At 69.6% G+C, this 12,983-nt stretch carries 14 protein-coding genes; 13 read left to right on the forward strand and 1 reads right to left on the reverse strand.

All coding sequences use genetic code 11. The features are described 5' to 3' along the window. The first annotated feature begins 121 nt into the window (after positions 1-121). The 13 genes from ACZZZQ_RS13435 to ACZZZQ_RS13495 all read left to right on the forward strand — a co-directional run bounded on the left by ACZZZQ_RS13435 (position 122) and on the right by ACZZZQ_RS13495 (position 12,030). Positions 122-1,546 (forward strand): NtaA/DmoA family FMN-dependent monooxygenase, encoded by a 1,425-nt coding sequence (locus tag ACZZZQ_RS13435; protein WP_463507740.1) that lies wholly within the window; start codon positions 122-124, stop codon positions 1,544-1,546. A gap of 163 nt (positions 1,547-1,709) precedes the next feature. Further along, positions 1,710-3,344, forward strand: a complete 1,635-nt coding sequence (locus ACZZZQ_RS13440) for a TIGR04028 family ABC transporter substrate-binding protein (protein WP_285364205.1) — start codon at positions 1,710-1,712, stop codon at positions 3,342-3,344. A 22-nt stretch (positions 3,345-3,366) separates the two neighbouring features. Further along, positions 3,367-4,314 (forward strand): ABC transporter permease, encoded by a 948-nt coding sequence (locus ACZZZQ_RS13445; RefSeq protein ID WP_053097150.1) that lies wholly within the window; start codon positions 3,367-3,369, stop codon positions 4,312-4,314. Beyond that, positions 4,311-5,207, forward strand: coding sequence for an ABC transporter permease (locus ACZZZQ_RS13450; RefSeq protein WP_463507741.1), 897 nt, complete (start codon positions 4,311-4,313; stop codon positions 5,205-5,207). The genes ACZZZQ_RS13445 and ACZZZQ_RS13450 overlap by 4 nt, the downstream gene beginning before the upstream one ends. After that, entirely contained in the window at positions 5,204-6,832 is a 1,629-nt protein-coding gene (locus tag ACZZZQ_RS13455; RefSeq protein WP_463507742.1) for a dipeptide ABC transporter ATP-binding protein, read from the forward strand. The genes ACZZZQ_RS13450 and ACZZZQ_RS13455 overlap by 4 nt, the downstream gene beginning before the upstream one ends. Then, complete coding sequence (locus ACZZZQ_RS13460; protein ID WP_463507743.1) at positions 6,829-7,848, forward strand: putative FMN-dependent luciferase-like monooxygenase; 1,020 nt, start codon at positions 6,829-6,831, stop codon at positions 7,846-7,848. Before ACZZZQ_RS13455 ends, ACZZZQ_RS13460 begins: the two co-directional genes overlap by 4 nt. Beyond that, positions 7,845-8,465 (forward strand): CMD domain protein, encoded by a 621-nt coding sequence (locus tag ACZZZQ_RS13465; RefSeq protein WP_053097143.1) that lies wholly within the window; start codon positions 7,845-7,847, stop codon positions 8,463-8,465. Before ACZZZQ_RS13460 ends, ACZZZQ_RS13465 begins: the two co-directional genes overlap by 4 nt. Further along, positions 8,462-9,058, forward strand: coding sequence for an alkylhydroperoxidase domain protein (locus ACZZZQ_RS13470; RefSeq protein ID WP_072591572.1), 597 nt, complete (start codon positions 8,462-8,464; stop codon positions 9,056-9,058). Before ACZZZQ_RS13465 ends, ACZZZQ_RS13470 begins: the two co-directional genes overlap by 4 nt. Positions 9,059-9,190: 132 nt before the next feature. Next, positions 9,191-9,493 carry a hypothetical protein gene (locus ACZZZQ_RS13475; protein WP_187250526.1) on the forward strand — a complete coding sequence of 101 codons (303 nt, stop codon included), beginning with the start codon at positions 9,191-9,193 and terminating at the stop codon, positions 9,491-9,493. Next, positions 9,493-10,785, forward strand: coding sequence for a putative T7SS-secreted protein (locus tag ACZZZQ_RS13480; RefSeq protein ID WP_463507744.1), 1,293 nt, complete (start codon positions 9,493-9,495; stop codon positions 10,783-10,785). The genes ACZZZQ_RS13475 and ACZZZQ_RS13480 overlap by 1 nt, the downstream gene beginning before the upstream one ends. Before the next feature lie 224 nt (positions 10,786-11,009). Then, positions 11,010-11,267 carry a hypothetical protein gene (locus ACZZZQ_RS13485; RefSeq protein ID WP_150115090.1) on the forward strand — a complete coding sequence of 86 codons (258 nt, stop codon included), beginning with the start codon at positions 11,010-11,012 and terminating at the stop codon, positions 11,265-11,267. Then, entirely contained in the window at positions 11,264-11,749 is a 486-nt protein-coding gene (locus ACZZZQ_RS13490) for a hypothetical protein (protein WP_072591568.1), read from the forward strand. The genes ACZZZQ_RS13485 and ACZZZQ_RS13490 overlap by 4 nt, the downstream gene beginning before the upstream one ends. Further along, positions 11,746-12,030 (forward strand): WXG100 family type VII secretion target, encoded by a 285-nt coding sequence (locus ACZZZQ_RS13495; RefSeq protein ID WP_463507745.1) that lies wholly within the window; start codon positions 11,746-11,748, stop codon positions 12,028-12,030. The genes ACZZZQ_RS13490 and ACZZZQ_RS13495 overlap by 4 nt, the downstream gene beginning before the upstream one ends. Before the next feature lie 5 nt (positions 12,031-12,035). Here the strand turns inward: ACZZZQ_RS13495 and ACZZZQ_RS13500 are convergent, their stop codons facing one another. Beyond that, entirely contained in the window at positions 12,036-12,980 is a 945-nt protein-coding gene (locus ACZZZQ_RS13500) for a quinone oxidoreductase family protein (RefSeq protein WP_295101409.1), read from the reverse strand. Positions 12,981-12,983 lie beyond the last annotated feature (3 nt).

Genomic DNA, 12,983 nt, shown 5'->3' on the forward strand with positions numbered 1-12,983 from the left:
TGGTCCCATCCTCCGATCGGGCTCCGACACTCGGGGAGGATGTGTCGCCGTGTTGCGATCCGTTTCGCTGCGCTTCCCCGCCGATTGGCCCGCTGCCGAGCCCGCTCATACTTTCGGGTGCATGACCGAACCCCTCATCATCGGCGCCATGGTGCGCACTCTCGGCGCGTATCCCTCCGGCTGGCGTCAGCCGGGCGCGCATCGCGACCCCTCGGCCGATGCCGAGATCCTCCGTCGCATCGCGCGAGAGGGAGAGGACGCGGGGCTCGACTACCTGTTCTTCGGCGATTGGCTGGCCACCGGGCCGGACCTCGAATTCCGCGACCCGTACCTGCTCGCGCGGATCGACCCGGTGAGCGCCGTGCTGTACCTCGCCGGGGTCACCTCTCGCATCGGCCTCATCGCGACGGTGAACACGACCTACGCCGATCCGTATGCGACGGCGCGCTCGCTCGCATCCCTCGACCTGCTGACAGGCGGTCGCGCCGGCGTCAACCTCGTCACCGGAGCCGAGCCACGAGCCGCGGGCAACCACGGTCGCGATGCGCACGCCGACAACGAGAGCCGATACGACCGCGCCGAGGAGTTCGTCGTCGCCCTGCGCCGTCTGTGGGACTCGTGGAGCGAGGACGCCTGGATCGCGGATGCCGCACGCGGCGTGCTCATCGACCCGGACGGGCTCCGGGGTGCGGACCTCCGGGGCGAGCACGTGCGCGTCTCGGGGCCGCTGAACGTGGCCCGCCCGCCGCAGGGGCGGATCCCTCTCGTGCACGCCGGCACCTCGCCGCGGTCGCGCGCGCTCGCCGCGACCGAGGCCGATCTCGCGCTCATCGCCGCCCCGAACATCGCCGATGCGATCGCCACACGGCGGCAGCTGCGCGAGATCGCGATCCGATCAGGCCGCTCGCCCGAGGGGCTGGCGGTGATCGCGCCCGTGCTTCCTGTGGTCGCACCGACGGATGCCGACGCTCACCGCATCGTCGAACGGCTGCTCGCGCTCGTCCCGCTCGACGAGGGGCATCAGTCGTCCCGCACGGCATTCCCCGCGAACAGATCGGTCGCCGCGCTGGCCGACGCCCTGGGCGTCGGTGCCGACGACCCGCTGCGTTCCGCCGGCTTCGACGAGGTCGTGACCCGCGATCAGGCCGCCCGCCTCGGGGAGGCAGGGCAGGCGCTGATCGAGCGCCTGCGACTCATCGCCGGACTCCGCGTCGGGGATGACGGCGAGACGGCGCTGACCTGGCGCCACCTCGTCGCGGCCCATGCCGTGCCTGCCGCATTCGTGGTCGGCGACGCCGCGACGATCGCGGACCACTTCGAGACCTGGCGCGACCAGGGTGCAGCCGACGGGTTCAACGTGCTCTCCGCGTTCCAGCCCGCACAGTTCGAGGCCTTCACCCGCCTCGCCGCGCCCGAACTGCGTCGACGGGGCCTGCTCGGTCGCAGCGACGGAGCGCCCACCCCGCTGCGGGACCGTCTCGGCGTCGGCGGCGGCGTCGAGGTCGGCAGCGAGCAGCGTGCCGCATCATCGCTTCTCGTCCGCTGAACCGCGTCATCCATTACGTCGGATTGCGTCTGGTGACCCGTCATGACGCCTCGTGACAGGCCGGGTCCGCACATGACGACCCCATTCGCGTCACGACCGTGAGAGTCCCTAGCGTGACGTTCACCGCACACCGAACCACAGCATCCCGTCCAGGAGGACCCGCATGAACCGCCGTCTCATCCGCGCAGCCGCCGTCGCGCTTCCGCTCGTCCTTGCGGCGGGACTCGCCGCCTGCGCGTCCTCGCCGGCCCCGAGCGGCGCCTCCGCCGACGCGGGCGACCCCGTCACCGGGGGAACGCTGACCTATCTGGAGCACCAGACCTTCACGAACCTCTACCCGCCGCAGGCCGGGTTCTACCCGAACGGAGGCGTGGTCAACAACATCGCCGCCCGCCTGACGTGGCAGAACCCCGACTCGCTCGAGATCGAGCCGTGGATCGCCTCGGCCTGGACCGTGAACGACGACGCCACCGAGTACACGTTCGACCTGCGCCCCGACGTCACCTTCTCGGACGGGACGCCGCTGGACGCCGCGGCCGTGGCGAAGAACTTCGACACGTACGGCCTCGGCGACCCCGAGCGCGGCCTCACGGTCTCCGAGGCGATCAACAACTACGCCTCGAGCGAGGTCGTCGACGACGACACGGTCACCTTCCGCTTCTCGGCCCCGGCCCCCGGGTTCCTGCAGGCGACGTCGACCATCAACTCCGGCCTGCTCTCGCCCGAGACGCTCGACGGCACCATCGAGGACTTCGGGGCGGGCAACGCCGAGGAGATCATCGGCGCCGGGCCCTTCACCCTCACCGACGAGAAGCTGGGCACAGAGTTCACCCTCACCGCCCGCGAGGACTACGCGTGGGCGCCGGAGAGCGCCGAGAACCAGGGCCGTCCGTACGTCGACGCCGTGCACGTGCTCGTCACCCCCGAGGACTCCGTGCGCATCGGATCGCTGCTCGCAGGTCAGGCCGACTACGTCCGCTACGTGCAGGCCTTCGACGAGGACCGGGTCGAGAGCTCGGGCTTCACGCTGTACGCACCGCAGACGCGTGGCGTCAACAACTCCATCTCGCTGCGTCCCGAGAACCCGCTGCTGAGCGACATCAGGGTGCGTCAGGCGCTCGTCGCCGCGGTCGACGCCCAGGAGGTCGTCGACACCCTGTTCACCGAGAACTACCCCGTCGCGACCTCGGTGCTGTCGCAGGAGGCGCTCGGATACAAGGACGAGTCCGAGCACTACGCATACGACCCCGACAAGGCTGAGAAGCTGCTCGACGAGGCGGGCTGGACGGCCGGGGCCGACGGCATCCGCGAGAAGGACGGCGAGCGCCTCGCGATCACCGTGTACGAGGCCGCACCGCAGCCGCTGTCGAAGCAGACGCTCGAGCTCGTCGCCCAGCAGCTCGCGAAGGTCGGCGTGGAGCTCACGGTCAAGCCGGCGGATGCCGGGTCGTATGCCGAGGACACCCGTGACCCGCTCAAGACGGGCTTCTACCACTCGATGGTCGGCCGCGCCGACTTCGACGTGATCAAGAGCCAGTACTACACGAAGAACCGTGACGCGCTGATCTCGAACGACGCCGAGCTCGACGCCCTGCTCGAGGCGGTCGCCTCGGAGCCGGACACCGAGAAGCGAGCGGCGGCCTCGCAGGCCGTGCAGGACTACATCGCCGAGCAGGCCTACGTCATCCCGCTGTTCGAGGAGCCGCAGGTCTACGGCGCCGCCACCTACGTGCACGGCGTGGACTTCGAGTCGGTCGGTCGCCCCACCTTCTCGGGCGTCTGGCTCGCCGAGCACTGAGCATGACTGAGACGGTGCACCGATGAGCTTCGTCCTCCGACGAGCCGGGCAGGCCGCGATCGTTCTGATCGCGGCCTTCACGGCCACCTTCTTCCTCCTGCAGCTGTTGCCGGGGGATGCGATCCTGATCAAGTTCTCCGACCCCAGCCTCGGGCTGTCGCCGGAGCAGCTCGACGGCATCCGCGCCACCTACGGCACCGATCTGCCGTGGTGGCAGCAGTACGTGCACGCAGGTCTCGGATTCGCGGCCGGTGACTTCGGCTACTCGACACAGTTCGGCACCCCGGTGCTGGAGATGCTCGCCGAGGCACTGCCGTCGACCGTGCTGCTCGCGTCGCTGGGGCTCGTGGTCGCGCTGCTGATCGCCGTGCTCGTCGCAGGGCTCTCGTCTCTCGCGCCGTTCGCGTGGCTGCGCGACGGCATCCGTCAGGTGCCGGGGCTGTTCGTCGCGGTGCCGGTGTTCTGGCTCGGCATCCTGCTGATCCAGGTCTTCTCGTTCGGTCTCGGGTGGGTGCCGATCGTCGGCGCCGACCCTGTCGCCGGGCTCGTCCTTCCCGTGCTGACCCTCGCCGTGCCGATCTCCGCTCCGCTCGCCCAGGTGCTGGTGCGCGCCATCGATCAGGTGCAGGCGCAGCCGTTCATCACCGTCGTCCGGGCCAAGGGCGCGCCGCCGTCGTGGGTGCTCACCCGGTCGGTCGCGCGCAACGCGGCCCTGCCGACGCTCACGATCGCCGGGGTGCTGTTCGGCGAGCTCGTGGGAGGGGCCGTGGTCACCGAGACCGTGTTCGGTCGCACCGGCATCGGCCGCCTCACCGAGCAGGCCGTGTCGAACCAGGACATCCCGGTGCTGCAGGGCGTCGTGCTGCTGTCGGCCCTCGGCTTCGTGCTCATCAGCTTCGCCGTCGACCTCGTCACCCCGCTGATCGATCCGCGCCAGCGCGCCCTCTCGAAGTCAGGAGCATCGGCATGACCGTCGCCGCCGTGGCCGCATCCGTCGACACCCCGCCCGAGACACCGCAGCAGGATGCCGCAACGCTCACCCGATCGCCTCGACGCGCGCGCGGACTGCTCGCTCTGCCGTGGGGGCTCTACCTCGCGATCGCCGTCGTCTCGCTCGCCGTGCTCTGGGCGCTGATCCCCGGGGTCTTCGCACCCGGCGACCCCCTCACCGGCACTCCCGCCGACAAGCTGCTGCCACCGAGCGCGGCGCACCTCTTCGGCACCGACACGCTCGGTCGCGACCTGTTCGGCCGCGTCGTCCACGGCGCCGTGCACTCGCTCTCGGGCGCGCTCATCGCCGTCACCGTGGGCCTCGCGCTCGGGACGATCCTCGGTGCGATCGCCGGCGCGATCGGCGGCGTCGTCGACGACATCCTGATGCGCGTCGTCGACGTGCTGCTCGCCATCCCCGGCCTGCTGCTGTCGCTGTCGGTGATCATCCTCCTCGGCTTCGGCACGGTGAACGCCGCCATCGCCGTGGGCCTCGGCAGCGTCGCCGCCTTCGCCCGCCTCATGCGGTCGGAGGTCGCCAGAGTGCGTCGCAGCGAGTACGTCGAGGCGGCGTACGGCAGCGGGGGCACCTTCTCCACGGTGCTCCGTCGCCATGTGCTGCCGAACTCGCTCACCCCGATCGTCGCGCTCGCCGCCCTGCAGTTCGGCACCGCGATCCTCGCGATCTCGACCCTCGGATTCCTCGGTTACGGTGCTCCGCCACCCACCCCCGAATGGGGGCTGCTGATCGCCGAGGGACGCAACTACATCGCGACCGCCTGGTGGCTCACGGCACTGCCAGGACTCATCGTGGTCGTCGTCGTGCTCAGCGCCAACCGCATCTCGCACCGCATCGGAAGGAACCCGCGATGAGCGTGCTCACCGTCGACGGCCTCGCCGTCTCGTACGCCACCAGAGCCGGTCGTCGGGAGGTGGTGCACGGGGTCTCCTTCGCGATCGCCGAGGGAGAGGCACTCGCGCTCGTGGGCGAATCGGGATCGGGCAAGTCCACCACCGCGCACGCCTTGCTCGGTCTGCTGCCCGAGGGCGGCAGGGTCGACGGCGGCACGGTGCGCCTCGGCGAGCTCGACATCTCGGGCTGGACGGATCGCGCACTGCGCGGCATCCGGGGTCCGGAGATCGGACTCGTGCCGCAGGACCCGGTGACCTCGCTCGATCCCGTGCGCCCGATCGGCGCCCAGGTCGAAGAGGTGCTGAAGCTGCACGGCCACCGCGATCGTCGCTCGCGGCGCGCGCGGGTGATCGAGCTCCTCGACCGGGTCGGCATCGATGACCCGGACCTCCGAGCGCGGCAGTACCCGCACGAGCTCTCGGGCGGTATGCGCCAGCGTGTGCTGATCGCCTCGGCCATCGCGCTGCGGCCACGGCTGATGATCGCCGACGAGCCCACGAGTGCTTTGGACGCGACCGTGCAGCGCAAGGTGCTCGATCTGCTCGACGAGCTGCGTCGAGAGGAAGGCACGAGCATCCTGCTGGTCACACACGACCTCGGCGTCGCGGCCGATCGCGCCCAACGGCTCGTCGTGCTGAAGGACGGCCGCATCGTCGAGCAGGGAGCGAGCGCCCAGGTGCTCGCGGCACCCTCGGACGGATACACGAAGCAGCTCCTCGCCGACGCCCCGGCGTTCACGACGGGGTTCCGCCGCCCCGAGGTTCCGCCCTTCCTGCGGGATGCCGCAGCGGTCGCGGCCGAGAACCCGTTCGCGATCACCGCGAGCGGTCTCGTCAAGGAGTTCAGGGTCGCGGGGCGTGAGCGATTCCGGGCCGTCGACGACGTGTCGTTCCGGGTGCGCCGGGGCACGACGCACGCGCTGGTCGGCGAGTCCGGATCGGGCAAGACGACCACCGCGCGCCTCATCACGCGCTTCCATGAGCCGGATGCCGGGGCCATCGAGATCGACGGCGAAGACGTGACCGGCCTGTCGGGCCAGCGGTTGCGCGCGCTGCGCCGGCGCATCCAGCTCGTGTACCAGAACCCCTTCGCATCGCTGGATCCGCGGCAGCAGGTCGTCGACATCATCGCCGAGCCGCTGCAGAACTTCGGGGTGGGCACGCGCTCCGACCGCAGGGATCGGGCGCTCGCCCTGATCGACAGGGTGTCGCTGCCGAGCGACCTCGCGCAGCGCACGCCGCGTGAGCTCTCGGGTGGGCAGCGACAGCGGGTCGCGATCGCCAGGGCCCTCGCGATCGACCCCGAGATCGTCGTGCTCGACGAAGCGGTGTCGGCCCTCGACGTCACGGTGCAGGCGCGCATCCTCGAACTGCTCACCTCGCTGCAGGCCGAACTCGGTCTCACCTACCTCTTCATCTCGCACGACCTCGCCGTGGTGCGCAGGATCAGTCACACCGTCTCGGTGATGCGCCGCGGGCGGATCGTCGAGGAAGGCGTCACCGAGGAGCTCTTCCACGACCCCCAGCACGACTACACCCGGGAGCTGCTCGCGGCCGTCCCCGGACGAACGGAGCAGCCCGCATGACCGCACCCACGATCGCCTTCTTCACCCGGCTGCTCGACGACGCGTCGCCCGCCGAGCGCTACGCGCTGGCCACCGAGCAGATCCGGCACGCCGAACGGCACGGCGTCGGTCGCGCCTGGGTCGCACAGCACCACTTCCGCGCCGCGGAGGGCGGCCTGCCCTCGCCGCTCGTCTATCTCGCGAACGTGGCCGCGCAGACCTCGCGCATCCGTCTCGGCACCGGGGTCGTCACGCTGCCGCTCGAAGATGCGGTGCGTGTCGCGGAAGACGCGGTGGTCGCCGACCTGCTCTCGGGCGGACGCATCGACCTGGGGCTCGGCAGCGGCGGAACCCCCTCGTCCTTCGTGCCGTTCGGTGAGGACGTGCGCGACAAGGCGCCCACCTACGACCGCAAGCTGCGACTGCTGCTCGACGCGCTCGCGGGGCGGGACATCGGCGCCGACAACACCCTCTATCCGGATGCCGGCACTCTCGGCGACCGCATCTGGCAGGCGACCTTCTCGGCCCCCGGAGGCCATCGCGCCGGCATCCACGGGCATGGCCTCCTGCTCTCGCGCACTCAGCCGCGGTCGACGGACGCGCTGCACGCCCCGCTCTCGGCGCTGCAGGATCCGATCATCGACGCGTACCTCGAGGCTCTCCCCGACGGCGTCGCCCCGCGTGTCACCGCCTCGCGGACCGTGTTCGTCGCGGATGATCGCGCGGAGGCCCTGCGCTTCGCTGAGGTCGGGCTGCGTCGTGCCGCCGAGGGGTTCCGCCGACAGGGCCAGACGATCCCCGGCGACACCCTCGATGAGCTGATCATGGCCCTCGACACGCACCTCGGCACCCCGGAGGAGGTCGCCGAGTCCCTCGCCGCAGACGCCACCCTCGACAGGGCGACCGAGGTCGCGTTCCAGGTGCACTCGGTCGACGCCCCGCACGAGCACGTGCTGCGCTCGATCGAGCTCTTCGCCGAGCAGGTCGCCCCCGCTCTCGGCTACACCCTCACCGACACCATCAAGGAGAAGGCATGACCACCGACATCGTCGATCAGATCGTAGGGGTGACGCCCGAGCTCGATGCGCTGCGGCGCCGCCGCCCCGTCACCAGGGAGCAGCTGCAGGCGAGCTTCGACGCGCTCTTCGCGCCGGTGTCGACGGAGGAGGTGTCGCAGGCCGAGCGCGAGCTGATCGCCGCGTTCGCCACGCGCCTCGCCGGCGACGCGGATGCGACGGCCGAGTTCTACGCAGACCGGGCCCTGGCTGTGGACCCGCAGCGCGCCACCGTCGTGATCGCCGAGGCCACGAACGCTGCGGTGACCGGGCCCTTCGGCTCGTACACCGAAGCGGGACTGCAGGGCGAGAACACCGAGGGCGAGCGCTACGCGCCGTCGCCCGAGATCGCAGAGGCGCTCGGCGGGCGGGTCGCCGCCGCCCTCGCGCACACGCACCTGCTCGTGTTCCGGCCGCGCGAATCCGCGGCCGTCGACATCCAGCGGCTGGTGGATGCGGGATGGTCGGCCGACGGCATCGTCACCCTCTCGCAGCTCGTCTCGTTCCTCGCGTTCCAGCAGCGCGTCATCACGGGCCTGAGGGTTCTCTCCGCCGCCGGCATCGCCGCGGCATCCGACTCCGAGGAGGAGGCAGCATGACCGAGCTTCTGCGCGATGACGCACCGCACCCCGAGGCGTTCACGCGAGCCGAGGTGGGGTGGACCCCGCATCTGCCGCCGCTCGCGGAGGAGGAGCTCACCGAGCGCCACTACGACGGTCTGGTCGACGCCTCTCGGGCGAAGAACGACTACTTCCGGCTGCTGGCGCGCGACCCCGAGGTGCTCAAGGCGCGCACGCTCGTCGACAAGGACATCTTCTACAACGCCAAGGAGGGTCTTCCCCGGGCCGAGCGCGAGCTCTCGGCGACCGCGGCTTCGCGTCGCAACGGCTGCGTGTTCTGCGCCTCGGTGCACTCGCGCTTCGCGGCGCACCACAGCAAGCGGGTCGACGACGTCGATCTCCTGCTGGATCAGGGAGTCGACGCCGACCTCGGGGAGCGGTGGAACGCGGTTGTCGCGGCCTCCGTCGCCCTGACCGACACGCCCAGCACCTTCGGCGCCGACGGGATCGCCCGGCTGCGGGCGGCGGGACTCGATGACCTCGAGATCGCCGATGTGATCCACGGTGCCGCGTTCTTCAATTGGGCGAACCGTCTGATGTTGTCGATCGGGAGGCCGGTCGCGCCCGCCTGATCGGTCGAGAGATCAGCACCGGCCCACCTCTGACGTGTCACCGTCGGGGGTGGGCTGGTGTCCTTTTGCGAGAGTATCGGCATACTTCTTGCTGTCTCCATATGACGACGTATCGATTGCTAACGTCGACGCATGGCAGTCGCGGGCGGAGCATTCTACGAAGTCGATACCGACGTGCTGCGTGCGATGGCGTCGAAGGCGCGTCGCATCGTCGGCGAGCTGGGCTCGTCCGATGCCGCGAAGCCTGCTGACGCCGGACACGAGTGGGTCGTCGCAGCCGCGACGCGTTTCAGCAGCGCATGGTCCGACGGGCTCTGCGTCCGTGTGGCCGACACCGAAGACTTCGCAGACAGGTTGAGCACGACCGCTCGGATCTTCGACGAAGGCACCGATGCGGCGAAGGTCGAAGTCGACGCGATGATCTGGGACGACTGATGGAGCTGGGGCAGACCCAGTCGGCGGCGGACCTCGTGCCGGGCTCGGTGTCCGAGGTCAGGGCGACCGCGGAAGCGTGGAAGGCTCGTGGCGCTGAAGCGACCCGTGTACGCGATGACCTCGCCACGCTGGATGACGACGGCACGTGGAGAGGCGCTGCCTACGACGCCTACCTCGACCGGTTCGAGCGGCAGCTGCTGCACTGGAAGCATGCGGGCGAATCGCTCCGCGCGGGTGCGAGCGCACTGTTCACGTGGGCCGACGCGTTGCAGTGGGCGCAGGACGAAGCCGACCGTTCGATCACTCTCTGGAACGAGGCAGAGCAACAGGCTGCTGCGGCGCTGGCCGCCCACCGTGCACACGTGCGGGAGTTGCGCGTCGGGCAAGGGCTCCGGCACCCCGAGGCCGACGTGCCCTTCGTCGATCCGTCAGGTCCTGCACACGATGAAGCGCGGGAGGTCCTGTTCAACGCCCGGGCGACTCTCGAGGTCTATGCGCGCGACTGCGCGATCCGGTTGGACGATGCCGCGGATGCGGCGCGGATTCCGCTGACCGACGCGGAGGCCGCGACACGAACACAGCACGCGACGACCGAGGTGATCGTCAACCTCGCTGTCGTCCAGCCGTTCCGAGCCGCGATGGACATGCTCGCGATCTCGGCGCAGACGCTCTGGGAACACCCCGACATCATCCTCGAACTCCTGGGCGGCGCTGCAACCTTCCTCGGCGGCGCGGCGCTGGCAGCCGGAGGCGGCGCCATCACCGTCACCGGAGCCGGTGCGCTGGCAGGTTCGCCCGCACTGGTCGTCGCCGGAGTCGGAGTGGCCGGTGCAGGCGCGACGATGATGGGCGACGCCGCCTGCCGATGGCTCACCGAGAGCCACGGGGCTGGTGACCGCGTTCACGGCCTCAACCGCGGAGATCGGCGCGATTACGAGGGAAAGTTCGCTGCCGGTGAGAATCCCCCGCCTTGGGTCGACAAAGAGAAGATCGGGCTCGAGCAATATGAGAGGCGGGAGCAGTCTGATGTGATCCGTTCGAAGGTGAAAATCGACTATGAGGGTTCGCCGCAGAATGGACGGTCGTACGACGGCCTGGTGAAGAATGATGATGGCCCCAACACGTATACGGGCATTGAAGTGAAATCCGGGAACGCCATCGACGGCTACAACAGACCGGGCAGCACCCAACGACAGTTCGATGAAGCCGTCGACGGAGGGACACCGGCCCGCGGAAAGCTGGACGGGGAAGAGATCCTTGTCACACGAGTGGAAATAGAGATTGTGCCGTGACCAATCGCAGAACTCACGCCCAACAGTTCACCAGTGGCCAGATGGGGTGGATCACGGAGAATCGACGCCCCGCGTCCGAACACCTGCGACTTATGCTCCGCCTCCTGGGTACCGAGAACGAGCACACGTACGTCATCTGGCGAGGCGCGGACTCACGCAGCATCGTTGGGTTTCGTGAGCGGGCGACGGACTCTTTCATGCAGGCCGCAGGCTCCGCGGACGCTATGACCGTCGAGGTGCGGCTTCCCGGCCCCGACGGTGAGTCGCACCTGTACACGGTCGGACGGCCCGAGCCCGCAGACGGCAGGACCACCCTCATCCCCATCAGCGACGACCGAGCGGTGCGCGTGTTCTCGAACGAGATCTTCACCGCCGACGAAGCCGCGGTGATCTTCTACACGTATTACCTCACCGATGCCGTCTCGCAGCCGTACGTGCTTCGCGAGCTGGATCTCTCGAACGAACTCTCGGAGGAACGATGACGCTCTATGGACCCTTCGTCCAGGCCGCGAACGACGGTCGCACCGGCTGGCTGGCCGACGAGCATCTCACGATTCCCGAACGGCTCCGACGCACGCTGGAGTGGCTGGACGCCCGCAAGGACTACACGTACTCGATCTGGCGCGGCGCTGACCCCACAAGGATCGACGGCTACCACGAGCAGGCGAATGAATTCTTCATGCAGGCCGCGGGCTCGGCTGATGCGATGACGGTGGAAGCGCGGCTCCTCGGCGCCGACGGGGAGAGCCATCTGTACACGATCGGCCGGCCCGAGACCGCTGACGGCACGACCACTCTCATCCCTATGAGCGACGACCGCGCGGTACGAGTGTTCTCGAACGAGATCTTCACCGCCGACGAAGCCGCGGAGATCTTCTACACGTTCTACCTCACCGAAGCCGTCTCGCCGCCCTACGTCCTGCGTGAGCTCGACCTCGCACTGGAACTCTCGGAGGAACGATGAAGGTCGCTGTTCGTCACGACGCCGTGGCACAGACCGTCGCCGAGCTCGCGCTCACCGTGAAAGCCATCGAGCACGAACTCGACGCCTTCGATTCCGAGGCGACGCTACTGAAATCGACCTGGGACGGGGAAGCGCAGCGGGCCTATGACCGTGCCCAGCGGGAGTGGTCGAACGCGCTCGAGAGCATGAGAGCGTTGCTGGCCGAAGCCGCGCGCCGACTGATCGCCGCGAACTCCCTCTCCATGGCGACGGCGTCCACGGCTGCCCGCGTCTGGTCCTGAGCGGCCTACGGGATCAGCACGATCTTGCCCGAGGCGGCTCCGGACTCCATGAGCTCATGAGCGCGTGCCGCCTCGCTCAGCGGCAGTTCGGGGCCGAGCTCGATCGTGAAGTCGCCCGCCGCCAGCAGGTCGACGGTCGCGCCGAGGGCCTCCGCGCGCCACGCGAGCTCCTGCTCAGTGAGCGGCACGGGTGAACCGCCCGAGAACGCCCGGATGCCGAACGACGCGGCATCGGGGCCGCGGACGATCGTCGCGATGCGGTCGCGGTCGGCGACGAGCTCGAGCGACACCTCGATGGCCTCATCGGTCCCCGCGCAGTCGAGCGCGACCGTCACCCCGACCGGTGCGGCCTCGCGTACGCGCTCCAGCAGCCCGTCTCCGTATGCGACCGGGATCGCACCGAGGTCACGCAGCTGATCGTGTCGGGCCGGGCTGGCGGTCGCGATGACGGTGGCGCCCCAGGCGACGGCGAACTGCACGGCTGCCTGGCCGACCGAGCCCGAACCGCCGTGCACGAGCAGCACGTCGCCGTCCGTGACTCCGAGCGAGCGGAGCGCCTGATAGGCGGTGCCGGCGGGGATGCCGATGCCGGCACCCTCCGCTGCGGTGACGGAATCGGGCAGCGCGACGAGCTTGTCGACCGGTACGGCGAGCATGCTCGAGTAGGTGCCGACGGTGTCGCGGATCGCGACGCGGTCGCCCACCGCGAATCCGTCGACGTCGTCGCCGAGCGATTCGATGACCCCGGCGCCGTCGAACCCGACGGCACGCGGCTCGGTGATCGGCGGTGAGGGGCGCTTCGCGCTGCGGAGCTTGGCGTCGATCGGGTTGGCACCCGCCGCCTCGATGCGCACCACGGCCTCGCCGCTGAGCGCGATCGGATCGGGAATCTCGATCAGGTGCAGCACATCAGGAGAACCGAACTCTGTGTAGACGATCGCGCGAGCCATGGA

The sequence above is a fragment of the Microbacterium sp. AC132 genome, assembly GCF_979258525.1.

Excerpts from the sequence above, each read along its gene's own strand:
- ACZZZQ_RS13445 (WP_053097150.1), top strand. The coding sequence starts at position 3,367 with ATGAGCTTCGTCCTCCGACGAGCCGGGCAGGCCGCGATCGTTCTGATC.
- ACZZZQ_RS13485 (WP_150115090.1), top strand. The coding sequence starts at position 11,010 with ATGACCGTCGAGGTGCGGCTTCCCGGCCCCGACGGTGAGTCGCACCTG.
- ACZZZQ_RS13495 (WP_463507745.1), top strand. The coding sequence starts at position 11,746 with ATGAAGGTCGCTGTTCGTCACGACGCCGTGGCACAGACCGTCGCCGAG.
- ACZZZQ_RS13440 (WP_285364205.1), top strand. The coding sequence starts at position 1,710 with ATGAACCGCCGTCTCATCCGCGCAGCCGCCGTCGCGCTTCCGCTCGTC.
- ACZZZQ_RS13500 (WP_295101409.1), bottom strand. The coding sequence starts at position 12,980 with ATGGCTCGCGCGATCGTCTACACAGAGTTCGGTTCTCCTGATGTGCTG.
- ACZZZQ_RS13465 (WP_053097143.1), top strand. The coding sequence starts at position 7,845 with ATGACCACCGACATCGTCGATCAGATCGTAGGGGTGACGCCCGAGCTC.
- ACZZZQ_RS13455 (WP_463507742.1), top strand. The coding sequence starts at position 5,204 with ATGAGCGTGCTCACCGTCGACGGCCTCGCCGTCTCGTACGCCACCAGA.
- ACZZZQ_RS13450 (WP_463507741.1), top strand. The coding sequence starts at position 4,311 with ATGACCGTCGCCGCCGTGGCCGCATCCGTCGACACCCCGCCCGAGACA.
- ACZZZQ_RS13470 (WP_072591572.1), top strand. The coding sequence starts at position 8,462 with ATGACCGAGCTTCTGCGCGATGACGCACCGCACCCCGAGGCGTTCACG.
- ACZZZQ_RS13475 (WP_187250526.1), top strand. The coding sequence starts at position 9,191 with ATGGCAGTCGCGGGCGGAGCATTCTACGAAGTCGATACCGACGTGCTG.
- ACZZZQ_RS13480 (WP_463507744.1), top strand. The coding sequence starts at position 9,493 with ATGGAGCTGGGGCAGACCCAGTCGGCGGCGGACCTCGTGCCGGGCTCG.
- ACZZZQ_RS13460 (WP_463507743.1), top strand. The coding sequence starts at position 6,829 with ATGACCGCACCCACGATCGCCTTCTTCACCCGGCTGCTCGACGACGCG.
- ACZZZQ_RS13435 (WP_463507740.1), top strand. The coding sequence starts at position 122 with ATGACCGAACCCCTCATCATCGGCGCCATGGTGCGCACTCTCGGCGCG.
- ACZZZQ_RS13490 (WP_072591568.1), top strand. The coding sequence starts at position 11,264 with ATGACGCTCTATGGACCCTTCGTCCAGGCCGCGAACGACGGTCGCACC.